Annotated in this window: 26 protein-coding genes and 2 pseudogenes; 6 read left to right on the forward strand and 22 right to left on the reverse strand. The window is 40.6% G+C overall.

Annotated features, from left to right (window positions below; all coding sequences use genetic code 11):
* Positions 1-681 precede the first annotated feature (681 nt).
* The 5 genes from UYI_RS0116620 (at position 682) to UYI_RS0116645 (ending at position 4,287) form a co-directional block, all read left to right on the forward strand.
* Complete coding sequence (locus UYI_RS0116620) at positions 682-1,248, forward strand: DUF2808 domain-containing protein (protein WP_235147960.1); 567 nt, start codon at positions 682-684, stop codon at positions 1,246-1,248.
* Positions 1,249-1,419: 171 nt separating this feature from the next.
* Entirely contained in the window at positions 1,420-1,749 is a 330-nt protein-coding gene (locus UYI_RS0116630; RefSeq protein ID WP_016867771.1) for a hypothetical protein, read from the forward strand.
* Between the two features lie 777 nt (positions 1,750-2,526).
* Complete coding sequence (nrtS, locus tag UYI_RS32795) at positions 2,527-2,739, forward strand: nitrate/nitrite transporter NrtS (RefSeq protein ID WP_016867772.1); 213 nt, start codon at positions 2,527-2,529, stop codon at positions 2,737-2,739.
* A gap of 45 nt (positions 2,740-2,784) precedes the next feature.
* On the forward strand, positions 2,785-3,219 hold the full coding sequence (locus UYI_RS0116640) for a beta-lactamase hydrolase domain-containing protein (RefSeq protein ID WP_016867773.1): 435 nt from the start codon (positions 2,785-2,787) through the stop codon (positions 3,217-3,219).
* 630 nt (positions 3,220-3,849) lie between these two features.
* Positions 3,850-4,287 (forward strand): RrF2 family transcriptional regulator, encoded by a 438-nt coding sequence (locus tag UYI_RS0116645; protein ID WP_016867774.1) that lies wholly within the window; start codon positions 3,850-3,852, stop codon positions 4,285-4,287.
* A gap of 327 nt (positions 4,288-4,614) precedes the next feature.
* On the opposite strand, the gene UYI_RS0116650 is transcribed toward UYI_RS0116645, so the two are convergent.
* From UYI_RS0116650 to UYI_RS0116755, 22 genes and pseudogenes are all read right to left on the reverse strand, one after another.
* Positions 4,615-5,133 (reverse strand): MgtC/SapB family protein, encoded by a 519-nt coding sequence (locus tag UYI_RS0116650; protein ID WP_016867775.1) that lies wholly within the window; start codon positions 5,131-5,133, stop codon positions 4,615-4,617.
* Positions 5,134-5,398: 265 nt separating this feature from the next.
* A complete protein-coding gene (locus tag UYI_RS0116655) occupies positions 5,399-6,190 on the reverse strand; it encodes a sulfite exporter TauE/SafE family protein (protein ID WP_016867776.1) in 792 nt (263 codons plus the stop codon).
* Entirely contained in the window at positions 6,174-6,386 is a 213-nt protein-coding gene (locus UYI_RS0116660) for a hypothetical protein (protein ID WP_016867777.1), read from the reverse strand. The genes UYI_RS0116655 and UYI_RS0116660 overlap by 17 nt, the downstream gene beginning before the upstream one ends.
* 439 nt (positions 6,387-6,825) lie before the next feature.
* Entirely contained in the window at positions 6,826-7,587 is a 762-nt protein-coding gene (locus tag UYI_RS0116665) for a class II aldolase/adducin family protein (RefSeq protein WP_016867778.1), read from the reverse strand.
* The gene (locus UYI_RS0116670) at positions 7,571-8,245 is read right to left on the reverse strand and encodes a cysteine dioxygenase family protein (protein ID WP_016867779.1); all 675 of its coding nucleotides are present in this window, start codon (positions 8,243-8,245) and stop codon (positions 7,571-7,573) included. Before UYI_RS0116670 ends, UYI_RS0116665 begins: the two co-directional genes overlap by 17 nt.
* Before the next feature lie 74 nt (positions 8,246-8,319).
* Positions 8,320-9,429, reverse strand: coding sequence for an LLM class flavin-dependent oxidoreductase (locus tag UYI_RS0116675; protein ID WP_016867780.1), 1,110 nt, complete (start codon positions 9,427-9,429; stop codon positions 8,320-8,322).
* A gap of 147 nt (positions 9,430-9,576) precedes the next feature.
* The gene (locus UYI_RS0116680) at positions 9,577-10,608 is read right to left on the reverse strand and encodes an aliphatic sulfonate ABC transporter substrate-binding protein (protein WP_016867781.1); all 1,032 of its coding nucleotides are present in this window, start codon (positions 10,606-10,608) and stop codon (positions 9,577-9,579) included.
* A 224-nt stretch (positions 10,609-10,832) separates the two neighbouring features.
* The gene (locus UYI_RS0116685; protein ID WP_016867782.1) at positions 10,833-11,693 is read right to left on the reverse strand and encodes a MetQ/NlpA family ABC transporter substrate-binding protein; all 861 of its coding nucleotides are present in this window, start codon (positions 11,691-11,693) and stop codon (positions 10,833-10,835) included.
* Between the two features lie 83 nt (positions 11,694-11,776).
* Positions 11,777-11,917, reverse strand: a complete 141-nt coding sequence (locus UYI_RS36885; protein ID WP_016867783.1) for a hypothetical protein — start codon at positions 11,915-11,917, stop codon at positions 11,777-11,779.
* 159 nt (positions 11,918-12,076) lie between these two features.
* A complete protein-coding gene (locus UYI_RS0116695; RefSeq protein ID WP_016867784.1) occupies positions 12,077-12,733 on the reverse strand; it encodes a methionine ABC transporter permease in 657 nt (218 codons plus the stop codon).
* Positions 12,733-13,308, reverse strand: a pseudogene (locus UYI_RS32800) (methionine ABC transporter ATP-binding protein); the annotation flags it as partial. The gene UYI_RS0116695 and the pseudogene UYI_RS32800, both read right to left, overlap by 1 nt.
* A 4-nt stretch (positions 13,309-13,312) precedes the next feature.
* Complete coding sequence (locus UYI_RS0116705; RefSeq protein ID WP_016867786.1) at positions 13,313-13,678, reverse strand: MetQ/NlpA family ABC transporter substrate-binding protein; 366 nt, start codon at positions 13,676-13,678, stop codon at positions 13,313-13,315.
* An 86-nt stretch (positions 13,679-13,764) separates the two neighbouring features.
* Positions 13,765-13,995: a hypothetical protein gene (locus UYI_RS0116710; RefSeq protein ID WP_146007591.1), complete on the reverse strand. Its 231-nt coding sequence runs from the start codon at positions 13,993-13,995 to the stop codon at positions 13,765-13,767.
* 184 nt (positions 13,996-14,179) lie between these two features.
* On the reverse strand, positions 14,180-14,995 hold the full coding sequence (locus tag UYI_RS0116715; protein ID WP_016867788.1) for a hypothetical protein: 816 nt from the start codon (positions 14,993-14,995) through the stop codon (positions 14,180-14,182).
* Between the two features lie 28 nt (positions 14,996-15,023).
* Entirely contained in the window at positions 15,024-16,073 is a 1,050-nt protein-coding gene (locus tag UYI_RS0116720; RefSeq protein WP_016867789.1) for an LLM class flavin-dependent oxidoreductase, read from the reverse strand.
* Between the two features lie 289 nt (positions 16,074-16,362).
* Positions 16,363-17,310 (reverse strand): D-2-hydroxyacid dehydrogenase, encoded by a 948-nt coding sequence (locus tag UYI_RS0116725; protein WP_016867790.1) that lies wholly within the window; start codon positions 17,308-17,310, stop codon positions 16,363-16,365.
* A gap of 93 nt (positions 17,311-17,403) precedes the next feature.
* Positions 17,404-18,351 carry a D-2-hydroxyacid dehydrogenase gene (locus UYI_RS0116730; protein WP_016867791.1) on the reverse strand — a complete coding sequence of 316 codons (948 nt, stop codon included), beginning with the start codon at positions 18,349-18,351 and terminating at the stop codon, positions 17,404-17,406.
* Positions 18,352-18,378: 27 nt separating this feature from the next.
* Positions 18,379-18,774 carry a hypothetical protein gene (locus tag UYI_RS32805; protein WP_016867792.1) on the reverse strand — a complete coding sequence of 132 codons (396 nt, stop codon included), beginning with the start codon at positions 18,772-18,774 and terminating at the stop codon, positions 18,379-18,381.
* 57 nt (positions 18,775-18,831) lie between these two features.
* Entirely contained in the window at positions 18,832-19,860 is a 1,029-nt protein-coding gene (locus tag UYI_RS0116740) for an ABC transporter substrate-binding protein (RefSeq protein ID WP_102205205.1), read from the reverse strand.
* Between the two features lie 95 nt (positions 19,861-19,955).
* The gene (locus UYI_RS0116745) at positions 19,956-20,285 is read right to left on the reverse strand and encodes a 4Fe-4S binding protein (protein ID WP_016867794.1); all 330 of its coding nucleotides are present in this window, start codon (positions 20,283-20,285) and stop codon (positions 19,956-19,958) included.
* Positions 20,278-21,645: an FAD-dependent oxidoreductase gene (locus UYI_RS0116750; protein WP_016867795.1), complete on the reverse strand. Its 1,368-nt coding sequence runs from the start codon at positions 21,643-21,645 to the stop codon at positions 20,278-20,280. The genes UYI_RS0116745 and UYI_RS0116750 overlap by 8 nt, the downstream gene beginning before the upstream one ends.
* A gap of 107 nt (positions 21,646-21,752) precedes the next feature.
* Positions 21,753-22,577, reverse strand: a pseudogene (locus UYI_RS0116755) (aldo/keto reductase); the annotation flags it as partial.
* 438 nt (positions 22,578-23,015) lie between these two features.
* Between UYI_RS0116755 and UYI_RS0116760 the strand changes: the two are divergent.
* Complete coding sequence (locus tag UYI_RS0116760) at positions 23,016-24,635, forward strand: iron uptake porin (protein ID WP_026085995.1); 1,620 nt, start codon at positions 23,016-23,018, stop codon at positions 24,633-24,635.
* Positions 24,636-24,762: the final 127 nt, after the last annotated feature.

Raw genomic sequence — 24,762 nt, forward strand, 5'->3', positions numbered from 1 at the left:
GTTGATTTGTTAAGCTACTAAAGTTGCTATGACACCAAAAGGACTGGAAGAGCGTTATCCTGGTGGTTCACCTCAGCAAAAACCAGCCCCAGCTATTGTTGGTGCAGATATCAACTGACATAAATTAATTTCCATACTGTTCTCGATTTTATAGATGAGTATAATCTCTAAAGCAGAAATTATGATTTAAATTAAATACCAAAAAATCAAGCCAATTACCTCTAATCACATCGGATTAGTAGCATTTAAACTAATGAATTTTTAGAGTTTTTATAATATAAATTTGCTAATATTAAAGGACTGTATTACAACAGTAGATGTCTTAGTTAGATTGATATAAGTTACATAGTTCCTTGAAAGGATACTCGAAAAGCATGGCGACTATAAGCATAAGTCCCTGCTAGACAAGCAAAACCTGCCTACCTACACAGGTTTAAAATCTGAGTTACTAGCTTGAATGCTTAAGTTTTACTACTTAAGTTATGACATTATCTTGTCATAATTAACCTTCAAGCTGAAAGTAATCAACCTCTTAGATGTAGATGATGAGATTCAAGTGATAGCTCATTTGAAATGCAAATCATCTATATCTTTGTGACTATGAACAAAATCAATCTTTAGGCATTGATGAGCTGCCAATTCAAAATTTTCTGTTGATTGATTGCCAACAGTCAACAGAAGATGTCATGTCAATATCCATCTCTAACTAACATGAAAAGCATCGTGACTCTGTGTAAAACCCTATTGGTTAGCACGGGACTTTGTTTATTTGCTGTTCCTGCTACCTACACGTTAGCCTCAGCACAACCACCGCGTTTGCTGTCTGCAACAACAACCTATGATCAAACCAGTGTTAGGGAAGCGACCTATTATTTCACACTAACAGTACCAGAATCAGCTTCTGCACCACTGCAACAGCTTGCTTTCACTCAAATACAAGGTTTGGAAGCGATTCGTTTTGATAGTCAAAAGAGTTCCGCCTTTGCAGGAACACGTGATCGCAAAGGGGAAAAACTGGGGATTACATTGGCGAAAAGCGATCGCCAAGAACGAACTGTCATAGTCACCTTCAATCAACCAGTAGCACCCGGAAAAACCATCACCATCGGTTTGAAACCGTTACGCAATCCGGCTTACGATGGTGTCTATCAATTCCAAGTGCAGACCCTACCCACAACTCAACAAACCAACAATCAAATCATCGGAACTGCTCGCCTACAATTCTATGGCGTTGCTGGTAATGAATGACTGAGAAGATTTTAAACGACGAAGTATATTTGATTAGCCCCAAAAAAGGGGCTATTTTTTTGTTAGAAGATAGACTCAATCCTCATATCAATCTGCAAAATTCAGGGATAGTACTTCCCAAAAGGCTTAATCTGTAAGGATTACAGCTATTTATCATTTTTATCTATCATTTTGAAAAAAAAGAATATTTGCTTTTGTTTGCTTCACGAAAAAATTGATCAACTACAATCACAGCATATTCAACAATTAACGCAAATCATCGTTGAGCAGCAAAAATCTATCAACGAGATGAAAAATAGTGTCATACCATTAATCCAACAGTCACAAATTAATTCAGATCCAATGAAGGTAAGTGTATTACCTACTATGGAACAACAATCATCTTTAAATTACTTCAAAATCACTGATGCTAATGGTAAGCAATATTCAGTTTACTTACCTTTTCAACTTGACCAAAAAACAGTAGATAAAACTCAAGCGATAAATAAACAGCAAGGTTAATTACCTATAAAATTTTCATCACCTAAAATTTAGAACTATAGACCTTCAATTTTTCGCTCCAGCCGCCGTTGCACCCGCTGGAGCTTTCTTATTGTGACTTGTAGATAGCAGAAGTATTTAGGCTTTAAGCAAAAGCTTGCTATCTATATCTAGATATGCAATAATAGAAAGCTAGCAAAGTAAATACAGTTTGTCTATCGACTTATAGTATTTAATTACATCAACAAGCCAAAAACAAAATTTTTATTTTGGCTTACTGATATATTTTGTGCTGAAATTTGGCTAATTTTGAGGAAAAATAACTGCTCTTTCATGACTAATGACAAGATAAATAATCTAAGTAATTAGAACTGAATGAAGTATAGAAAAAATAATTTCATGGAATGCTTCATTCTTAAATTATTGACGATTGTAAAAAAATAAGCTATTTAAGCTAAATAATTATGTTTAAGCTGAATCTGTGGAATTATGTTTATACCTATTTTTCTAACCGCAAATCAATAAATTTCAAAATCTTTTAGCTTAACTCTACTATTCAGTCAACTTGAGATAACTTTTACTATTAGCCTAGAACTTTAGTTCTTGGCACACTTTTGCAAGCTTGTTTGAGAGCTATCTTATACACTCTATCCATGAGGCAAGATTAACTATGACTTTAGCAACAACAATTGTTGACCAAAATACAATCCGCCGTCGGGGTACTGGTTTAAGAGCTTATAATCCTGGAAAGGCTTTTCATGGATACACACTGTTTACTCCATATTTAATAAAGAATTCATGCCTATAGCGATCAAAGTAGCGCTGATAGTTGGTTCTATTTTGTTTTTCATTAATCACGGTTATGCATTGGTGAAAGGAAATATGAGTGGCGATCGCTGGTTTTCAGCATTACTGACTTATATAGTTCCTTATATTGTCAATGTTCATGGTCAGTATGTTAGTCATTCCCGGTCATATTGGGGCGATTCTCGTTTAAATAAAAATAATTAACCCCTAATTAATTCCAAATTCACACAATCAAAATATCCTAGTCTTATGACAGAAATCAAGAAAATTAGTGACCAATTTAGCGCTGCTGGACAAGTCTCTCCTGAAGATTTACAGCAAGCAGCACAAGCAGGATTTAAATCAGTGTTAAATCTACGTTCACCAGCAGAGACAGGTTTTGTCAATGATGAACAGGAACAAGCAAACGCCGTCGGCTTGGAATATGCCAATATACCCTTAAGTCCAACACAAGCCAATCAAGAATCACTTAATCAGGCAATTCAGGAAATTGAGAATTTACCCAAACCTATTTTAGTTCACTGTGCGGCTGGTGCTAGAGCTAGTGCAATTGCATTGATAGCAGCAGCCAATCAACAAGGTTTAACACCGGAACAAGTCAAACAAAAAGCTCAGGAACTTAGTTTAAAGTTAGAACAACCCCACCTTCAACAATTTCTCCAGGAAGAATCAACTATCAGTTAGCTTGAAGTTAAGTAGGTCGTTACAAATAAAGTTCACTAGTGATAATGATTATTTATCGTTAGTTTTAGCAATTGTAGTAGCGCGTCTCCTCTTGTTTCTCTGCGTTCTCACCACCTCTGCGGTTCTTGAAATACAGCATTTTAATCTTGCCACGCCACTACCAGGAACTACTTCACTGATTTAAAAGTGTCATGCAGTCAACAACTAAATCTACACCCACTTGATGTTACGGTGTAGGTTTTTTATTTTGTTTGAATTTTTAGACCTTATGAATACTTAAAACCCCACTCCTCGCCTTGCTAAGGGGAGAGAGATAATTTATTGCATGTTTATCTATGCCAAAAGACATAAGTCTTAGGATAGTTGCAAATGTGCCTTAACATGTTGTTAACCCTGATGGTGCTGTCTCAACTGTGAAATTACCCATTAATTTTTTACCTAAAAAGGTTATAATCACTTTAATTTATGAAAATAAGAAGAAAAAACAATTGCTTTTATCATTCAGACTCTTTAGAGTAAAATCAATTAGCGATCGCTCACTTACAACGTTAAATGACGTTTAGTTTGAACAAAACCAAATCTGTTCAATTACTTAACATTCATAAGTAATAAACAAGAGTATTAACACCTGTGCAATTCTCCAGCAAATATGAATACACACTTCTAGCTCTCTTAGAACTGACAAGTGCTTATCCTAAAGGTGAATTTTTACATATTCGCCAAATAGCAGCACTTCAAAATATACCTAGCCGCTATTTAGAGCAAATATTGGCAACATTGAGGAACGGAGGTTTAATAAAGAGTACACGTGGTTCTAAAGGTGGCTATATACTAACGCGAGAGCCTAGCCAAATTACGCTTTTGGATGCATTTAATTGTATTGAAGGGGGTTCAGTACTTGCTAATGCTGATACTTCCAATCAAACAACAAAAGATAGAAAAGTTATTCAAGCTTTTTATCTGGAAGCGTATCAAGCAGTGAATGCTGTCTTAAATAAATATACACTTCAAGACCTTTATGAACAACGAGAACATCAAAATCAAGTTGAACCCATGTATTATATCTAGATAAGTAGTGTGGGGTAGAAGAGTTTATGGGTGTAGAAGGAATCACATATTTTTTCACTTTGATGTATAAAATCCCTGAGAATTACTTATCTAAAAAAATGCCATTAATCATTTATAAATATAAATGATTAATGACATGATTCTCAATCAACATCCATGCTTAAAGCTGTAATCTAACTTCTCGAGTTGTTCCTTGCAAGAAACACTAATATTAATATTATACGGTAAATCGATAAACAAAGAGTATTTAGTTTATAAAAAAAATTTCATACATAACGACAAAAATCAAGTCCTACTTTGTTAAATCACTATTTAAAAGAGGAAAACTTAATCTTCTATATCTTCAGCAAGTGATGTTGCTGTCTGTTGATTGGTAGTTAAATTAACTGACTTTCGCAAACGCTTTACACCACTTAATGTTACTAAAGTTAGCAAAGCTCCCATAACACCCATTTGCCATAAACCACAGCCAATCGCTGCTCCTAATGCTGCGGCAATCCATACTGAAGCTGCGGTAGTTAATCCGCGCACTTTGGGTGTATCTGGTGATGGTGTGGAAGACTGCTGCAAAATCAACCCAGCTCCTAAAAAGCCAACCCCTGTAGTTACTCCTTGGATAGTGCGGCTGAGTGCGTTAGTCGCTGCATAGGGACTATCTCCCTCGGCTTGTAATGGAATCATAACAAAAAGCGCTGCCCCCATACTCACTAACATAAAAGTTCTCATCCCAGCTGGTCTACCCTTACGCTCTCTGTTAAGTCCGATCAGGCAACCTACGAACATTGCCAGCCCCAGTCTAAATCCTATATGCAACCAATCATTGGAAGTAAGGAACATAACATTCATTGCCTGTACTCCTGATATTCTGAATGTTAAATAGAATATCCGTAAACTTGATAGATTAACCTTAGTTTAAGTTTAGGTTAAAAAACAAGATTTGTTACAAATTAGGTGAAAACATTTTGATATCAGAATACATGCAACGTATAGATATACTTTGGGGTGTTTGATGATTGCAGCAAGTAATTTACGCTCAATCTGGTTTTCCACAGCTTAAGAATGATTGTGCGATCGCATAGCGTATTTTAAGGAGGAAATTACCCGCAAGTTTTTATCCACGGATAAAGAAATAGCAAGTCATAATAAAACCCACTAAAATCACGAAGCGCTTAACTAAATCCTGGTTTAGCCGTCGCGCATAATATGCGCCACCATAACCACCAATAACTGTTCCTAACATCATCAAAACAGCTGGTTGCCACACAATCACGCCAGCGATCGCAAAAGTAATCACAGCAAAACTACTTATGCAAGTCATCAGCAACATCTTTAAGGCATTCATCTTGTGAATGTCCTTCATACCTACCATTTCCATTGACGCTAAGATTAAAATCGCGACACCTGCACCGTAAAATCCTCCGTAGATGGCGATCAAAAATTGGATGCATGAGGCGAAGAGAAGCGATCGCCAAGAATCTTGATTTAATTCTCCCAAATGAGAATTTAACCAAGTCGTAATCTTACCACCGCCAGCAAATAGTAAAGTTGAGAACAGTAAAAGGTAAGGTACGAGACGATCAAAAGCAGCTGTCGGAGTGTAGATTAGCAATACAGCACCAACAGTTGCACCAATCAAGCTGATACTGCCTAGTACAATAGATATGCGTCTTTGTGCGCTCAATTCATCAGGGTAAGCAGCAAGACTAACACCACATCCTAACCATCCTGCTACTGTAGCTGTAGCATTGGCATTAATAGCAGGCAACCCTGCAAAAATCAGCGCAGGAAATAGAATGAAACCGCCTCCACCAGCAATAGAAGTTAATGCCCCACCAAGCAGTGCAGCTACAAATAAAAAACAAGTTTGGTGAGTGTCACAATTACAATTAAAATCGTAAACCAAGAATCCAAAACCTCTTTAACTTTTGCTTTGGAACATGATGATGACGAGGAGATTCTTCACTTGGCAATTCCCATATATCTCGTCTTCCCTGTTCTTGATCTGCTAATTTCTGGAGATGACGTGGTAGTTTGGTTGGCTGCCCGAGTAGAGAAATTTCTCCATCTAGCAATTCTCTTTCAAATGGTCTATTAAACATAATGTTTACCATGATTATCAGTAAAAGTGATTTTTTCCAAACATAGCTACCTATAAAACTCTTTTAATTCCATACAAATAAAATGTAGAAATGTTAATTTAATTTTTAATTTCTAGTACTAATTTCCCTAAAAATAGACAAATAACATCATTTTGGAGCGTATAAATGCAGCTACTTTGGGATCAGGGATTGGGGAAGGGAGAGTGGGGAGACAAGGGGAGTGTGGGAAGTATGAGGAGAATAAATAGTAACTTTTGACCAATGACTTTTGACAAATGACCACTAACTACTGTACAGGCATCTACGCCCCTACCCACTAACCACTAACCACTAACCAATAATAAATGACAATTGACAAATGACTAATAACTACTAACTACTAACAACCAACCACTAACCACTAACCAATGACAAATGACAATTGACCATTGACTATTGACTATTCCAATAAATCTGGTTCTTCCCGCACAATTTTGTCGTAGAGTGGTTGGAAGCTAAACCAGCCGCCAGAATGGGTTCCGACTTGGCTATGTGCTAAGGTAGCGTTTTCGTGATCAATAGAGATGGGTTTCCCTGCTGCTTCTGCTAGGAGTTGGGCTTGGGCTGAACGCTCAAAAGTTATATACCACCAAGCTGCTTCGTCTACTGTTTGCCCTACTGTTAAAAAGCCGTGATTCCGCAGGATGACAGCTTTATTGTCACCCAAAACTTCAGCAATTCTTTTGCCTTCAGAAGTATCTAAAACTACACCTTTATAATCATCAAACAAGGCGTGGTCTTGATAGAAAGCACAAGCATCTTGAGTTAAGGGGTCAAGCAGACGACCAAGACTTGACCAAGATTTACCATACAGAGAATGAGCGTGTGCAGCTGCAACTATATCAGGTCGCGCCTCATGTACCTGAGAATAGATTGCAAAAGCGGCGCGATTTACAGGCGCATCTCCTTTAACAACTTCACCTTCTCTATCAACCAAAATCAAGTCCGAAACACGGATGTGACCGAAGTATTTACCAAAGGGATTCACCCAAAAATGATCGGTAAATTCTGGGTCGCGGGCAGTAATATGACCTGCTGTGCCTTCACTAAAACCAAAACGGGCAAACAGCCGAAAGGCAGCAGCAAGACGTTGTTTGCGGTAGAGTCGTTCTTCTTCGACTTTTTCAAAAATAGGTGGTTGGGGTTTATCGAATTTTGGCATGACTTTCTTTTTGTTCTTTCACAGATATGTTGGAATATCCAGAGCGAAATGACCGCACACTTCCTTGTTCGGGATTATACTGATGTCGCCAAATGCTTCCAGTATCATTACCCATGACATGAATGGAGACGGCGGGAGCAAAGACTGTGGTAGCTTCGACAGAATGAATATCTTCGTCGGGAGGTAATAGACGGTAAATATCGCCAGTTTTCACTTGATAGACTCCGACAATTTCCAACTGGGCACGTCCTTCTAACTCGCCACTATCCACGCGACGATACACGATTTCTTCCTGTTTGCCTTGATACAAACCCACAAGTCCCCAAGATAAATGATCGTGGACAGGAGTAATGGCGTGGGGAGGAATTACCAAACTAAAAATAGTAAGCGATCGCTCTTGGGAACGATACAGCAACCATTGTCCGATACCTCCACCTAAACTACTATCAGGATTTGGTTGTGCGAAATGCTTTGGTAGCCAATTCTCTTTCTTCAGTAGTGCAGCAAAGTGAGGTTCTAAAGCATTCAGGGTTTGTGTGCGGTTGTGAGTTGTGCTGGAGATAATTTCTTTAGTGATCGCCACAAACTCACGTAACTCAGGACTATCAACAAACCATTGATCTGCTTCTAAGGGTTCGAGAACTGTTGTGTGAGGCATAAGATAAGATTTTAGATTTGAGATTGTGGATTTTGGATTAAGGCTTACGCATTCTCCTCTTTTCTCTGCTTTTGCTAGGCTACGGTTGCTGTTTGTCGTTCTCGGCGTTGCACTTCTTGACGCACCAACGGAATCACATCTCGACCATAGGCGATCGCATCTTCCACCGGGTCAAAACCACGAATCAATAGCGTTGTCACCCCAGCATCGTAGTAATCAACTAATGATTCTGCCACTTGTTCTGGAGTTCCAACTAAGGCAGTTGTATTACCATAAGCTCCCGTAGCAGCTGCGATCGGTGTCCATAACCGTTTGTCGTGAATTTCACTTTCCTTAGCAAACTCTAGCAACCGCAATGAACCAACAGCTTGTGGTCGCGCAGAAGTACCAGGTGACAGTTGAATTCCCGCCTTAGCACGAGTTTCTTTAATACGCGAGAGAATATAACGCGCCTTTTCCCACGCCTTTTCTTCCGTCTCACCCAAGATAGGACGCAAAGAAACACTAAACCGCAAAGCTTTTCCTGGCGGTGCTGCGCCTTTCACCTCAGCGATGCGTTGCTTGATAGCTGCTAACGGTTCTCCCCAAAAGGCATATACATTACTGTGTTTTGCACCCACACCCACAGCAACACCAGAAGCACCACCGAAGTATATGGGAATATGGGGTTTTTGTAACGGTTTTACCTCCGAAAATGCTTGTATAAGTTGATAAAACTCACCTTCATAATCAAAAGGTTCCTCAGTTGTCCATACTCGCCGCACAATTTCAAGATATTCATCTGTACGACGATAGCGTGTATCATGGTCAAGCCAATCGCCATCGCGTTTTTGTTCGGCATCACTACCACCAGTAATGATATGAACAGCAACGCGACCATTAGTAAAGTGATCTAGAGTTGCTAGCTTTCGCGCTGCTAAAGTAGGAGCTACAAAACCTGGTCTATGTGCCAGCAGAAACTTGAGTCTTTCTGTGACCGAAGCCGCATAACTAACTACATTGAAACCATCAGGGCCCGTAGAACTATAACCAACTAGCACCCGGTCAAAGCCGCCATCTTCATGGACTTTGGCAAACTTGCGAACATATTCTGTATCTACAGTTCCGCCAGTAAGAGTAACAGAAGGGCCATTTAATTCCGACGCATTTCGCGTCCCAATCATGCCAATAAATTCCACAGGCATATCAATTTAGCTCCTGGTTAGTAGTTAGTAATTAGTGGTTAGTGGGTAGAGACGCGAGGAACATCGCGTCTGTACATTAGTAGTTAGTAGTTATTATTTACTCCTCATACTCTCCACACTTCCCCAAATCGTCCTCCTTTTAATCCCCTACAAAGGACACACCGCCGCAGCAATATCTACTCTTTGAGGAATAATTTTTTGCTCTAATAACCAGTCAGCTGTTTTTTGTAGATTGCTGATATCTTCTGTAGTTGGAAAAACATAAGACTCTGGACCTCGGTTCTTAGTCGCTTGCTTAGCTACAGCATCAGAAACTTTGAGTTCCTTCACCATAAACTCTGCGGCAGCGTCGCTATGCTGATTCAACCATTCACCATCCTGGCTCAAAGCAGTCAGAGCAGCTTTTACCGTTGCGGGATTTTCTTTGGCTGCATCACCACGAACAACCATAATTCCGTAGGTAGGAGCAGGGTGTGTAGTAGTGATTCTCCGCGCCTGATGCTCTAATTGGGCAACGGAAATATAAGGTTCCCAAACTGCCCAAGCATCAACAGAACCTTGATATAGAGCAGGTGCAGCATCATTTGGTGATAGGTAAACTCGCTGGACTTTTTCTTTAGGAATATTTTCTTTTTCTAAAACTTTTAGTAACAGATATTCACCTGCACCCCCTTGATTAACCGCTACTTTTTTACCTATTAAATCAGCAGGTTTACGTATGGGAGAGTCACCACGAACTAAGATGGCATTACCCAAAGCATCTGATTTAGGGCGCTGTACAGAACCAATACAAAGAGGTTGTCCAGCAGCAATTCCAGAAATGGAAGGAATATCACCGCATCCGCCAATATCTGCTCGATTACCATTAAGAGCATTTAAAAGGGTGGCACAGCGATCAAATGGGCCACTCCATTCAACTTTAATATTTTGAGCTACCAACTGGCGCTCTAACTCACCACGTTGACGTGAAATTGGAATAATCCCGCCTTTTTGGTATGCCAGGCGAATTACATTAGTGTTTGTTGTAGTTTGATTGCTACTGAGAGTTTTTGAAGAAGAATCTGCATTAGCTGCAACATTCACAGCCGTCTGTTGACTACAAGCAGAAACAATGAAACCAAGAGAGGAAAAAGCAATCAAAAAGATTCTGCGAAAGCTGTGCTGTTTTAAATCAGTCACCACAATTTACTCCTTCATTTCAATTGTTAGGAGTTTAAACAGCAGTCATGTTTGTGTAATACAAAAACTTCATACAAAATACGATAAGTTGATAGATATACAGTATTTTATAAAACCAAGCATACCATCTTTTTGATTGGCTGCAAAAACTAAGTCAATATTTCTTGATTTCCAAATCACTGAATTGGGAGTTGGACAGGGGTATTAAGTATTGTTCATTTAATTTAAAACACGGCTAACACAGCCCCTTGATATTTTTGATTAATAAAATCCTTGACTCTACTATCAACTAGCAGTTTGCTTAGCTTTTGAATTTTTGGATCATTTTCTCTTGCTTTTAAAGTGACTAGTCCCACAGCATAACGTTTTTGGGCTAATGTCTCCTGAACAAGAGGCTGTAGTTGTAATCCAGCTTGCAAACGTAAACCAGCAGAAAATACAGCTAAATCTACATCATCAAGCGATCGCACAATTGCAGGCCCGTCTAGTTCCTGAAATTGTAAGTTTTTCGGGTTTGCAGCTATATCTTGGACAGTAGCGAGTTCTCCTACACTGTCCTTGAGCTTGATTAAACCTTGGTCTGCCAATAATCTTAAAGAGCGATCGCCATTGCTTCTATCTTTGTAAATTGCTATCGTCGCCTTTTGTGGTACTTCAGATAAAGATTTAAACTTGTTAGAATAAATGCCAAGTGGAGTTAGAAAGCCAGGATTCAGCATTACCAAATTCAAATTAAGTTGCTTAGCAGCATTATTCATAAACGGGCTATGTTGAAAATAATTAGCATCAATTTCACCATCTCGAAGTGCAGTATTTGGCTGTATCCAATCATTAAATTTGACTATCTGAATATCTAAACCTTCGTTTGCTGCCAAATTATCTTTTACATACTGCAAAATATCCTCAAAAATTACTGCCCATACACCAACTTTAATCACCTCTTTTTGTTGAGATGTCTGGGCGATATTTTCTGCTGGATTGGTAGTATTCTTACTAGCTAATTCACTTTGATTATTTGTACAGCTAGAAAAAATGATAGATGCTGCAAACGAGCCTACAGCCATGATGAAAAAACGACGCTTCATTTCAGCTTCTTACCTCTAAAAAATAGCTATAAGTCTTCCCTTATATTCTTGATGGTTGAAAACTTTGACATTTAAATATTTGCTTATTGTCCACCTGCTGGTAGTTTTTCTAAAAGTCGACTGCAAGTTGCAAAGATAATCAACGCAATGAATATACTTCCTGCTGTCAGAACAAAACGGCGACCAGTTTTTGTTAAAGGAGCTAAATTATGATACTCATTCATAAGTTCACTTCAGTTATCTTAGTAAAAAATTTTCAAATTCATAACATCTAAAATTAGAAAAAGTCCACACGAAAATAAACAGAGCGGTAGTAAGAAAACTCTTATCCATGAAAAAAAATGACAACCCTTACTACATTTATCCTCACTTATTTAACTTATTTATTTTTTTCTCAACTGTCGTGCTAGCCAATCGCCTAAAAGCTGGATGAATTGCACCAGAAAAACCAACACAACAATAGTTGCAATCATTACTCCCACATCAAACCGTTGATAGCCATATTGAATAGCTAAATTTCCCAAGCCACCACCACCAACAGCCCCAGCCATTGCGGAAGAATTCAGCAGACTGACGATTAAAATAGTTATCCCTAAAACAATAGAAGGTAACGCCTCTGGAATCAGAACTTTCAGAACAATTTGCCAATAATTGCAGCCCATTGCTTCTGCTGCTTCTACTAATCCTTTATCGACTTCAAGAATGCTCGTCTCAGCAATGCGGGCAAAAAAGGGAATAGCTGCGAGGGCGAGGGGAACAAGGGCGGCGGTACTACCGATAGAAGTGCCGACTATCAAGCGGGTTAGGGGTGTGAGAACTACAAGTAGAATAATAAAAGGGAAAGAGCGACCCGTATTGACTACTGCACTTAGTACCTGGTTAAGCTTGGGAGCATTAAGAACATTACCAGGACTGGTCATTACCAACAATAAACCTAGAGGCAAGCCCAACAAAACAGCTACGAAAGCAGAGATTCCCACCATATAAAAAGTTTCCAGTGTAGCTTGCCACAAACTGTTAAGTAGTTCCCATCCTTGCATCAATGCACCTCGACGGCATACTGTGAGTCGTGTAAGTATTCCAGTGCTTGTGTTACCTTGCTTCCTGCGAGTTCAACTTGAAATTGACCAACACGGCGATCGCCTACAGTTTCAACGCTACCATTGAGAATATTCACATCAACATCAAAGCGACGTACCAAGCTGGTAAATATCGGATTTCTCGCAACTTCGCCAGCAAAGGCCACAGTTGCCAAAACTGCACCAGGACGGGGTGTATAGCTGTTGCAACGGGGAAAGAACTCCCTCGCTAACAAAGAATCAGGTTGAGCTGCCAAATCGCTGACACGCCCTTGTTCTACAATCTTGCCAGCATGGAGAATAGCCACACTATCGCAGATTTGCTTAACTACACCCATTTCATGGGTTATCAGCAAAATCGTTAGTCCCATACGCTTGTTGAGGTCACGCAATAGTTCTAGAATCGAGCGGGTCGTTTGGGGATCAAGGGCTGATGTCGCTTCATCTGAGAGTAAGACTTTGGGTTCCCCCGCCAGTGCCCGCGCAATCCCAACCCGTTGTTTTTGCCCACCGGAAAGCTGGGCGGGATAGGCATTGGCTTTACCTTCCAAAATCTTCCATAAAGGGGATATGTTGGAAGTAATTAGCATCAATTTGTCCTTCTTTCAAAGCAGTATTGTTTTGCACAGAATCATTAAAAGTGACGATTTCAATATCTAATCCTGCTTGCGGTGCGAGATTTTTTTTCACGAATTCTAAAATTTCTCCAGCAGGTACTGGTGTGACTCCTACTTTTATTTTCTCTTTTGTTCCACTAGCAAAGGCGTTTGCAGCCGTTGTTGCGGTGGGACTAGTTACTGTGTTTGTTGTGCCATTATTTTGAGGTGAACTACAACTAGTAAATATTGTGGCGGTGAAGGATGTAAATACGATAAAAAAGAAGCGGCGGTTAATTTTTATATTCATGCGATCGCCTCTAATAAATCTTGACTTTGTTTCATCTTCAAATTTTCTTTGAATATCAAGCCTGTGTATTTTTACTGAATAGTCATCTATTGCTGATTTCTACTTTTCAGTGACTCAAACAGAGCATAATGTGAATCTTGTTTTGGAACATTCAGAGAATTATTTGAATTCTGATTATGAATTACAGCAATGATGATACCTAAACCGAAACCAATAACAAATAAGAAAGTAAAAGCTTGAATACCTGGTTTTTCAAGAACATACCACAAACTAATTCCATTTAACCAAAGAATTAATTGCATGATTATATTTTTCATAGCGAATAATCCTCAAATTCCAAACATAAATTTAGATAAAGTGTGTTAGGCACACTCTCAAATGTGATAATGCACCATAACTAAAGTAATTAATTAAATAAATTTAAAGTGAAACTAATTTCCAAAAAGCCCCCCTGAAACAGGGGGGTGATAGAGGAGAAAACTGAAAATCAGAAGTTTGACATCACTCACTCACACTCACAAGTTGAGGAAGCTTAGCAATGGGGATATCAAGAAAGTAAGCCAACACTTCCCGTCGCCAAGCATCATAAATTGCTGCTAGTCCTTCAATTTCAGCGCCTGTAGCACGGTGGACAATTTGCCAATGTTCTTTGAGATAAGGATTACGTCGCCGTTGTCCTTCTTCGTCCAATTCTAATAACTGAGCGGCAATTTCTGCTTTCTGGGCAGGTGTAGCTTGGTCATACTTGCTTTGCCACCAAGCTAAAACTCCGAAACGATGGGCTGCTTCATCAGGTAAGATTGTCTGACTAGCAAACTTAGAAGTTTCCGGGTCAGTGATTGTCGTGGTACGGCTGTTTAAAATCAGCTGAGCGACTATATGCAATTCATAGTGCAACTCAAAGGCCATGAACCCCAACCAATTGCGAATTGGTAAATCTCCCATAAAATTCCAATGTTTTTGGACTTCCTGCTTAATCTTGTCGATGGGGTCATGTCCTGACAATTCCCACACCCGCTGACGAGTAAATTGAGCGTGCGCCCCATCATCGCCAATTTGGCGGCTCAAAAATAGTTGGAGTTCTGGATCAGAAATTTGATCAATTACTTTGCTGCAAACTTGAACAATATACAAGTCATGAGCAGCCCCACCAATTCGGAAGCGGTAAAAATTCTCAAACTCTTCTGCTGTTGTCAGTGATCGTGGTTCTTGCAAGCGGGTAGTCGGAAAGTGAGGAGCGTGCTGAGCGATAAGTTTATCAATAGTTTCAATTTCAAACTCAGTTGTCCAAGCTGGACGAGTTAAGGTTGCACTCATAAAAATCTTCCCTGATGAATATCACAGATTAAGCTACCAGTTCTAAAGAACGCACTCGTGGCATTACTTCTTGTGAAAATCTCTGCATTTCTGGGGCAAAAGGTTGGAATTGCAGCATGAAAGTATCAATACCCACTCCAACAAAATCTGCAATTCTTGCTGCTACAGTATCATAGCTGCCAACTAACCCTGCTGCTGTACCACCATTACTCCCCACACCTGGATACTTGGCCATATTCTTGAACATCACCACTTCCGGTTCCACACCTTTCAACAACTCAGTTCTGTCATCTTGTTTAGTAAGTTCAAGGAGATATTCATATTCTGCTTGGGCTTCAGCCTCAGTCGGGCGGGCAATCACAAAAGCTGACATGGCAAACTGTAATGGTAATGGTTTCGTCCGCTTCCTCTTTCTAACATCAGCAATAGTTTCCCGCACCACTTCTAAAGGACGACCATTTAAGAAAAACACATCTGCTGCTTGCATAGCGAGATTTTTGGCAGCATCTGACTCTCCCCCTAGATACACACGAGGATGAGGTTGGGCAATGGGACGCGGACGCAGGCACAAATCGGTGATCTGAAAGTAGTCACCTTGGAAATTAACCCTTTCCTCACTCCACAGGGCTTTTACTACCTCAATCCATTCACCAGAATAGCGGTAGCGTTCATCGTGAGGAAGAAAAGGTATGCCGGATTTTTGCAATTCCGGCATAAACCAGGCACTTACCAAGTTGATTGCAAATCTTCCACCGCTAATTGCATCGATATTTAATGCCATCTTTGCCAGAACTACGGGATGAAATAGCAAAGGCTTGACTGCGGCGATGATTTCAATTGATTTTGTGGCTTGGGCTAGGGCTGCGGCAGTTGTCCAAGTCTCTAGCTGGTCTAATTCTTGATTTCTGGGATTAATGATGTGTTCGGCGATGAGAGTGGTAGTAAACCCGTATCTTTCCGCTAGTTGGATGAGCTGCTTTGCTCTTGTGTAGCTGGCGTCACGGGGTTCATGGGGGTGGTTCATCGCGCCACAGTTACCATAAACGGGAATCCAAATCCCGTAGCGTGGCTGAGACATATCTTTATACCCTCTTCTACTAGAGGCTAATATATCCTGAAATTTAATGTGGATTGGAGTTTGAACACACGAAGCATTTATTTACTGTTTGTCGATAGATTTACCGTAGTATTTACATATAATATTTCCATAGATTAGTTACAAAAGCAATGGGGTAAGCTAAAGAAAATCTAAAATTTTAAAGACTTCTGACAAAAGTATGTATTGTTTAACACAAAATTTTTTTACTAATTACATCTTCTAAAACTTTGGTAAGTAATTGCTGCATAATTACTTAAAAAGTTCAATTCTAATAACCTGCATTTTTATCCACAACATTACGTAAGGGTCGACCATGACGGTATCGTGTCAAATTGTCGAGAAATAATGCCACAATGCGCTGACGTAACTGTGGTGACAGTGCTGAACAGTGAGGAGTTACAAACACATTAGGCAAAGACCAAAAGGGACTGTCTGATGGTAATGGTTCGGTTTCAAAGGTATCTAAGCCAGCACCAGCAATCCAGCCTTCACGTAAAGCAGTCAACAAAGCATGTTCATCAACGATCGCACCACGAGCAATATTGATCAGATAGGCGCTAGGACGCATTAGCCGTAGTGTATCTGCATTAATCAGACCTTTGGTTTCTGGTGTTAATGGTGTAGCAACTACTACATAGTCAGCTTCTCCAAGAAGTGTTTTCCATTCATCCACACCAACTATTCTGTGAAAATTTGGCAATGGTTGGGGATGGCGGCGGCTACCCCAAATTCGCATCCCAAAAGCTTTGGCACGAACAGCAATTTCTTGACCAATATTTCCCGCGCCAATAATTAATAAAGTTTTATCGTATAGTTCTTCTAATTCCAACCAATTGAACCAGTGATGATTAGCTTGTAAATCTTCCAATTTACGAACTTTTTTGGCGTGGTAAAGGATAAAATTCAGCACAAATTCTGCAATGGGAATAGCATGAACTCCTGAGCCATTAGTCAGAACTATATTGTGTTCTAAGAAAGTCGGTGTGAGAATATGATTGACACCAGAACTAGGTGTATGCTGCCAACGGATTGTCGGTGCTGCTGCTAGGACTTTGTGGAGAGTAGTATTTTTCAGTTTGAACCCATTTAGATAGACTTCAGCTCCACTGGGATCACCATCAAAATTCCCCTCACTATCTACACGTACAAATGTAATATTTGCTGGTAACAATGGCTCAATATTAGGAGCTAGTTCTACAGGTAGAATCAGTTTCATGGTAGTTATAAAAATACAGATAAAATTTTTAGCACGAGAATTCCTGGTGTCTAGATCCCCGACTTCTTAAAGAAGTCGGGGATCTAATATTGATTAATATCCAGCATTTTTATCTACAACATTACGTAAAGGTTCACCTCTACGGTAGCGTGTTAAATTTTCGAGGAAAAGTGAGAGCGATCGCTCTTTTGCTCTGGGAGAATGACCAGAACAGTGGGGAGTAATAAAAACATTAGGTAATTTCCACAGTGGGCTATCTGGTGGCAGTGGTTCAGTGAACACTGTGTCTAAAGCTGCACCTGCAATCCAATTTTCCTGTAATGCCTTCTGTAGTGCCACTTCATCGACAATCGTACCACGGGCAATATTAATTAAGTAAGCACTGGGACGCATAAACCGCAGTATATCTGCGTCAATCATGCCTTTAGTTTCCCAAGTAAGAGGTGTAGCAATTACGACATAATCTGCTTCTGCCAGCAGCCAACGCCATTCGTTCACACCGACAACTTTGTCAAAATTTGCTAATGGTTGGGGATGACGACGACTGCCATAAACCCGCATTCCAAAAGCTTTAGCACGGCTAGCTATTTCTTGCCCTATCCCCCCTGCACCGATAATCAAGACAGTTTTATCGTATAACTCTGAAATTTGAAAGTCTCTTTGCCAGTGTTGCTGTACCTGGAGAGTATACAATTGTGGCAATTGCTTGGCATGGGCAAGCATGAAAGTGATCACAAATTCGGCGATGGGAATTGCATGAACTCCCGCCGCATTGGTAAGGGTGATATCGCGTTCTAAATAGAGGGGTGTAAGGATATGATTTACCCCAGCGTTGGTTGCTTGATGCCAACGCAATTGTGGGGCTGCTACCAAGACTTTATGCAAAGCAGTAGATTTGAGAAAAAACCAGCTAAGATAGACTTCGGCATCTGTAGCATCGCTGTCTAGATTGCCTTCGTTATCTACACGCACAACTACTGCCTCTGAGGGTAAATGAGGTAGTAGGTCATCAGCAACCTCTACGGGTAATATAAGTTTCATACTAAACTAGCAATAATACTTATAAGTTTAAGCTGAATTGCAAAGAGTCAAAGCAAAGACAGATAAACATGCAAGTATAGATGAAGCCACATCAGAATTGATCCCCAAAGCTTCCAAACAAGTAAGTTGATCCATCACATCAAGCGTACTGTACTCCTCGACCCAAAAACCTTGTTCATAGGCAAACCTTTTTACATGATCGAGGTTTTCAAAATGATAATTGTTGATAGGGCGATGGGAGACAATACTAGCAGTTTGATTCAGCCTTTGTAAGCCAGGACTAATTTGTCTGAGATGATTTAAGTCATCTTGGGTAGTTAAATCTGGCGTGATCCACACACCACCATGAATTTCCAGTATCTCGCGTAGATTTGCGAACACTTGCTGTTTTTCTGCAAATGTTGTCAGTAAACTGTCTGGCATAAGCCACCATATAAGCAGTAGGACTAATTGTCTCAAAGGAACCTGCTGGAGATTGCATTATTTTTTGTCCTTGTGATCTGCAACCCAATCAGTCAAATTAAAATCTGACTTAGCTAATTTCTGCGACACTAAAAACTTTTTCGTTCCTTCCAATAATTGTATGCCTTTGGCAGGAAGCGGTTCTTCTGGGAATTGTTCAATGGGGAAAGAAGCCTTGACAACATCAAGAGGATACCCCGTTACCTGGGCATGAAATTTGTAGTATGCTTCTGAGTTTGCCTTGATATCTTTAACTGCTGCTTGTTTAATCTGATTCCACTTTTGTGGTAAGTCGGGATGTTTAGCCAGAAAATTTTCGGTGGCGACAGTTACGCTTGTACCTGGTAAGTCAGGATGCTTGATTGCTTCATCAATGACTGGATACCCTTTGGATTTTAACAGTGGCCCTGTTCCTGTAGCAGCTGCGATCGCTGCCACGTCACCCCGTTCTAATGCTGCTTGAGCATCACTAGGTAGTAGATGTACAACTGTCACCTTGTCCTTCAGACCTGATTCTTGCAACAATCCAATCAAATATCTATGTAGGTACGATCCTTTGGAAGTTGCTACCTTCTGTCCTTTCAGTTCTGCTAGAGAACGTGGGCCATTTTTCTTGGCAACTAACCAAGAATTCATTCCCACTTGTTCTTGACCAATCAAGCGAGTGGGAATACCGCTCGCTTTACCAACCAATGCGGGTGTATCGCCATAGATACCCACATCTACTTCCCCTGCAACCAAAGCTTCATTGAGGTTGGGGCCGTTGGGAAAAGAAAGCGTTTTAACTTCTGTGATTCCCAGTTTTTGCAATTCTGGTAGAAGTTTGCCTTGCTGCATAGCCCAACCAGTCGGGCCAGTCGGAGCTTTAGAATTGTTGGTACTAATGAAACCCAGACGCAAGGTGGAAGTATTAGGTGTAACTTCTAGTTTGGGATTGGGTACAGCTTGCGAGACAGTATTATTAGAACTACAAGCAGTACTCAGAAGTAAAAGGCAAGATGCGGCTAGAGTAGATAGTTTGGGGGAGAATGGTTGCGTAGTCATCATGACTCTATTGCAGAAAAGAATCCTAAGCGGCGACAGCCGCCGCTTAGAACTCTAGGTGGAACACGGAAAAGCGCGGAAGGAAAAAGGTGTTTATTCTACTTCATCCGTTTTAGGAGCTGATAAGTAGAATCTTTTTGGGCTGTAGTGGTAAGGTTGCGTCCCCAGCCAATATTGCGGCGATAACTTCCCAAAAGTCCAGCCTCTTTAAGTAAGTCTTCGTCTACCTCAGCTAAAGGTTCAACTTGAGGAGCGACATAGAGTGCATCTACAGGACAGTACAATTCACACATAAAGCAAGTTTGACAGTCGCTTTGTCTGGCAATTTTGGGTGGTGCATCAGGTACTTTGTCGAAAACATTGGTTGGGCAAGCGCTGACGCAGATATTACATTGAATGCACCGCGATTTACTGACTAACTCAATCATGGGGTTTGGGTGGTGGGGAGATGGGGTGATGGGGTGAGAAATAATTGCGATCGTATGGGAAGACTTCTGCTTGAGTAGCTTTGATAATCTCTTCACTGTTAATTTGGCGTTGACTGCCGGATGTAAATCCTGCTTCACCCACAGCCTCAACTTGCCGTTGATTGGTTTGTTTACCTAACTTACGGGCGTATACAGCAGCAGAATGTCCTGCCCAGTATCCAGATGATATAGCCCAAGCGGCGTTGTGACTGCCGCCACCCGTGAACCCGCCACAGATTAATTCTCGTGTGGCTGCATCTCCAGCTGCGTAGAGGCCAGGTACTGAACTTGCACAAGTATAATCAGTAATCCGAATACCACCAGTACCACGCACAGTTCCCTCCAAGCGTAAGGTGACAGGGAAGTGCTGGGTAAAGGGATCGATGCCTGCACGGTCAAAAGGTAAGAAGAAATTAGGCTGGGCTAAACGCATGTGTACGCGCATCTCGTCTGTAGCTTTGTCTAGGATGGCGTAGACTGGTTGAGTTAATAAGGTTTTGGCAATGACGGAACGTCCTTTTTGGGAACCTGCACCAGGAATGGGTGTACCATCTGCATAAGTGAAGGTTGCCCAGTTATAAAATAGGGTTTTGGTTACAGAAGAAAAGGCAGGTGCGATTCCGTAGGCATTGGAAAATTCCATTCCTGACATTTCCGCACCCGCTTCAGCTGCCATAAGGTATCCATCTCCCGTTAACACATTGCACCCTAAGGCTTTGCTTAAAAAAGCACAGCCGCCGGTGGCAATGATGACTGCGTGCGATCGCACAACCCACTTTTGACTAGTCTGGCGGTTAACTCCCGTCGCGCCTGTTACTGCACCCTCTGCATCTACCAATAGTTGCAAAGCCGGACTGTGGTCTAAAATTTTTACCCCTGCCCGTTTTATCTGCTTCCGCATCAAGCGCATGTATTCTGGCCCTTGCAGACTACGTCGATAGGATTTACCCTCCTCATCTACAGGAAAGGGATAGCCCCACTCAGCTAGTAAGTTGACGTTCGCATAAGTCTGATCCAGCACTCGTTGCATCCAATCACGGCTGGATAAAAAACCTCCCATTGCTTCCCGAGAAGCCATTGCTGCTTCTCTTGCTTCCGGTTCTGGCGGCACATACCACACACCGTTACCTGATGCTGCTGCACAGCCACTAGTTCCACAGTAACCCTTATCTACCAAAATAACCTTGCTACCAGCAGATGCAGCACTCCAAGCCGCCCAAGTCCCGGCTGGGCCACCACCAATTACCAGCACATGACAGAGCAAATTTTGGTCGAAATCAGTAGTAGATGAATCACCTGAATACAACTGGTTGTTACTCATTGAATTCCTCGCTGCAATATTAATGCTTGCGTAAACAGAAAAGCTTCAAAGACAGTGCAGTAATTGCACTTAAATCAATAACTACAAAATTGAAAAAAGGATGAAATTGCTACAGCTTCATTGACGTTTGGTTTAAAATAGCGTTGTCCAAAACCAGGGAACAAAGCTATGCGTGTATTTTCTGGTTTTTGATCGCCAATATATTTTCCAGTTAAGAAACCAAATCCTAAAGGACTGTAAGCTAGTAAGCCAATGTTTGTATATCGAGAAACTTCTGCTAAAGCAGAATCAAACACCCGGTTTAGCAAATTATAAGCATTTTGGATGGAAACAACTTTAGGCAATCCTAGCTGTTGGGCAATACGAATAAATTCACTTACTCCCCAGGGAGTTTCATTACTCAAACCGAGATAGCGAATTTTACCTGCTTTTATCACATCAGCAAAAGCTTCTAATTGTTCAGCTATACTTACAGTTTCTCGCTCAAATTGAGGATTATATTCAGTCTGTCCAAAAGTCGGCACATAGCGATCTGGCCAATGAATTTGGTACAAGTCTATGTAATCTGTTTGTAATCTTTTGAGACTATCATCCACTGCCTGTTTGATATTATCACGATCAATTTTGATATGTCCTCCACGTAACCATTTGAAAGGACGACCGGGACCTGCAATTTTTGTGGCAATGATGAGTTTGTCACGTTGTTGTTTTTTCAACCATTCCCCGATATAAGCTTCTGTTCTCCCTTGAGTTTCGCCACGAGGTGGTACTGGATACATCTCCGCAGTATCTATGAAATTGATTCCTTGGGCAATGGCATAGTCTAGTTGTTGATGGGCTTGTGCAATCGTATTTTGATGCCCATAAGTCATTGTTCCTAGACAAATTTCTGAAACTCTAAGGTCACTCTCACCTAGCTGATTGTACTTCATATGCTGTCATAACTTCTCTTAATTACATTTACCTACAAAACTTACAAATATGTCACAAACAATTAAATACAGTAAATCTATCGATTTTTAGTATTTTGTGCTAAAAAGTGTATGTTAGCAGACATCGTTTCCACATACAAGCAGATTTTTTTAATTCTTAATTTGGAATGAATGTAGCCAAAAATACTTATTTACTACAGTTTTTGTGAAATGCTGCTATCTAGTAAGATTTTTAATACGCTAAATCTACCGAATAACCGTACTTTGTTGACTCAGATTGTTTGGTTGCTGCCAAAAGCTTTTCCCTTATCCCTAATATTCATTCCCATTACAAACAACCTTTTGTAGAAAAATCTTTCAGAATTTCGATGTTATCTGGCTGATGTGTGCGGAATGACAAAAGATTTTGTACCAGACCGATTACGTGTTTCTATCAAGATGAAAAAGACTGTTTGGAAATTATTATTGACTTTACCCATGTTTTTAGTGCTGCTTTTGTTAGCAGCGGGTGCAAAAACTCTTGCTCAAGAAACAGCACAAACTACTCCACAACCATCACCACAGCCAACGATTGACTCACCAATCACATCAGTATCTGAACTTTCCGATGTACAACCCACAGACTGGGCTTTTTCTGCCCTCCAGTCATTGGTAGAACGGTATGGATGTATTGTTGGCTATCCTGACAAAACTTATCGCGGGAATCGTCCCCTCAGTCGCTATGAATTTGCTGCGGGATTAAATGCTTGTTTAGATCAAATCAATCAACTGATTGCATCTTCGACAGCAGATTTGGTAACTAGAGAAGATTTAGCTACACTGCAAAGACTGACAGAGGAATTTGGCCCGGAATTAGCTCAACTACGCGGAAGGGTAGATAATCTAGAAGCTAGAACAGTGGAAGTAGAAGCTAATCAGTTTTCTACTACCACCAAATTAGTTGGTGATGTGGTTTTCTTGGTAGCTGATACCTTTGGCGATCGCGCTAACAATACTTCCGCTGATGATACCAGCGATGAAACTAACACCATTTTTTCTTACCGTGCTAGGTTATCCTTCCAAACCAGCTTTACTGGCAAAGACCAACTCAACACTGATTTAATAGCAAGCAATCTTCCTAACTTAATCGCAGAAACGGGAACTCACATGACCCGTTTTGCCCTTGATAGGTCGGCTAGATTTGAAGACAACGACCTTTATCTTGCTAACTTGTATTATCGTTTCCCAATCGGTGACAAAGTTACTGTTTGGCTAGGTGCAAGGACGCTGAATTTTCCTATTTATGTGCCAACACTAAACCCCTTGAATGGTAATCTCTTACAAGGGGGTATATCTCGATTTGGACAATTCAACCCGACTGTATACCGACCCGGTTTTGATGGTGCAGGGGCAGCTTTTGCTTATAAATTTAGTGATCAATTTCAACTACACGCAGCTTACATAGCAGATGGTTTTGCAGCTAGTCAACCCAGCGGAGGGCTTTTTAATAATAGCTCTCAAGCGATTATCTCTCAGCTGACGATCTCACCTAGTAAGAATTTAGATATAGGGCTGACTTACACTCACAAATACTATCCTACTAATTCTGGTAATAATCTCACTGGCGGGACGGGTAGTGCTTTTGCTAGAAATCCTTTTCTCCAAAATGCCACTACATCAGATAACTTTGGACTGCAATTTAATTGGAAACTTGCTGAAAAGTTTAATTTGGGTGGATGGTTTGGTTATACCCTTGCTTATCAACAAGATAATGGTGATAGTAATGCGACTATTATTAATGGTGCGCTTACTTTTGCATTTCCAGACTTGTTTAAAGAGGGTAATGTGGGTGGAATAACAGTTGGTATACCACCGAAAGTTACTAGCAATAACTTCAGAGTAGCTGGACAAAGACGAGAAGATCCAGATACATCTTTACACATCGAAGCATTTTATCGTTTTCGTGTGAGCGATCGCATTAGCATTACTCCAGATTTCTATGTGATTACCGCGCCAGAACACAATAGTGCAAACGACCTGATTTGGGTAGGCGCTGTCCGCACTACCTTTACTTTTTAGTTAGTCAATGGTCAATTGTTAGTAGTTAGTAGTTAGTAGTTACTTATTCTTTAAACTACTTACTCCCCAGACTCCCCACTCTCCCCACCTCCCTTCCAATCTCCAATCCCTATTTTGCAAAGGAATG

Origin of the sequence: Fischerella muscicola PCC 7414, assembly GCF_000317205.1 — a bacterium.
Lineage (GTDB): Bacteria > Cyanobacteriota > Cyanobacteriia > Cyanobacteriales > Nostocaceae > Fischerella > Fischerella muscicola.

Coding starts and splice junctions, on each gene's coding strand:
- UYI_RS0116695 (WP_016867784.1), bottom strand. CDS start 12,733: ATGCAAGGATGGGAACTACTTAACAGTTTGTGGCAAGCTACACTGGAA.
- UYI_RS0116760 (WP_026085995.1), top strand. CDS start 23,016: ATGAAAAAGACTGTTTGGAAATTATTATTGACTTTACCCATGTTTTTA.
- UYI_RS0116730 (WP_016867791.1), bottom strand. CDS start 18,351: ATGAAACTTATATTACCCGTAGAGGTTGCTGATGACCTACTACCTCAT.
- UYI_RS0116685 (WP_016867782.1), bottom strand. CDS start 11,693: ATGAAGCGTCGTTTTTTCATCATGGCTGTAGGCTCGTTTGCAGCATCT.
- UYI_RS0116665 (WP_016867778.1), bottom strand. CDS start 7,587: ATGCCAAAATTCGATAAACCCCAACCACCTATTTTTGAAAAAGTCGAA.
- UYI_RS0116750 (WP_016867795.1), bottom strand. CDS start 21,645: ATGAGTAACAACCAGTTGTATTCAGGTGATTCATCTACTACTGATTTC.
- UYI_RS0116620 (WP_235147960.1), top strand. CDS start 682: ATGTCATGTCAATATCCATCTCTAACTAACATGAAAAGCATCGTGACT.
- UYI_RS0116660 (WP_016867777.1), bottom strand. CDS start 6,386: ATGTTTAATAGACCATTTGAAAGAGAATTGCTAGATGGAGAAATTTCT.
- UYI_RS0116670 (WP_016867779.1), bottom strand. CDS start 8,245: ATGCCTCACACAACAGTTCTCGAACCCTTAGAAGCAGATCAATGGTTT.
- UYI_RS0116675 (WP_016867780.1), bottom strand. CDS start 9,429: ATGCCTGTGGAATTTATTGGCATGATTGGGACGCGAAATGCGTCGGAA.
- UYI_RS0116745 (WP_016867794.1), bottom strand. CDS start 20,285: ATGATTGAGTTAGTCAGTAAATCGCGGTGCATTCAATGTAATATCTGC.
- nrtS (WP_016867772.1), top strand. CDS start 2,527: ATGCCTATAGCGATCAAAGTAGCGCTGATAGTTGGTTCTATTTTGTTT.
- UYI_RS0116740 (WP_102205205.1), bottom strand. CDS start 19,860: ATGATGACTACGCAACCATTCTCCCCCAAACTATCTACTCTAGCCGCA.
- UYI_RS0116705 (WP_016867786.1), bottom strand. CDS start 13,678: ATGAATATAAAAATTAACCGCCGCTTCTTTTTTATCGTATTTACATCC.
- UYI_RS0116725 (WP_016867790.1), bottom strand. CDS start 17,310: ATGAAACTGATTCTACCTGTAGAACTAGCTCCTAATATTGAGCCATTG.
- UYI_RS0116715 (WP_016867788.1), bottom strand. CDS start 14,995: ATGAGTGCAACCTTAACTCGTCCAGCTTGGACAACTGAGTTTGAAATT.
- UYI_RS36885 (WP_016867783.1), bottom strand. CDS start 11,917: ATGAATGAGTATCATAATTTAGCTCCTTTAACAAAAACTGGTCGCCGT.
- UYI_RS0116650 (WP_016867775.1), bottom strand. CDS start 5,133: ATGAATGTTATGTTCCTTACTTCCAATGATTGGTTGCATATAGGATTT.
- UYI_RS0116720 (WP_016867789.1), bottom strand. CDS start 16,073: ATGTCTCAGCCACGCTACGGGATTTGGATTCCCGTTTATGGTAACTGT.
- UYI_RS0116640 (WP_016867773.1), top strand. CDS start 2,785: ATGACAGAAATCAAGAAAATTAGTGACCAATTTAGCGCTGCTGGACAA.
- UYI_RS32805 (WP_016867792.1), bottom strand. CDS start 18,774: ATGCCAGACAGTTTACTGACAACATTTGCAGAAAAACAGCAAGTGTTC.
- UYI_RS0116710 (WP_146007591.1), bottom strand. CDS start 13,995: ATGAAAAATATAATCATGCAATTAATTCTTTGGTTAAATGGAATTAGT.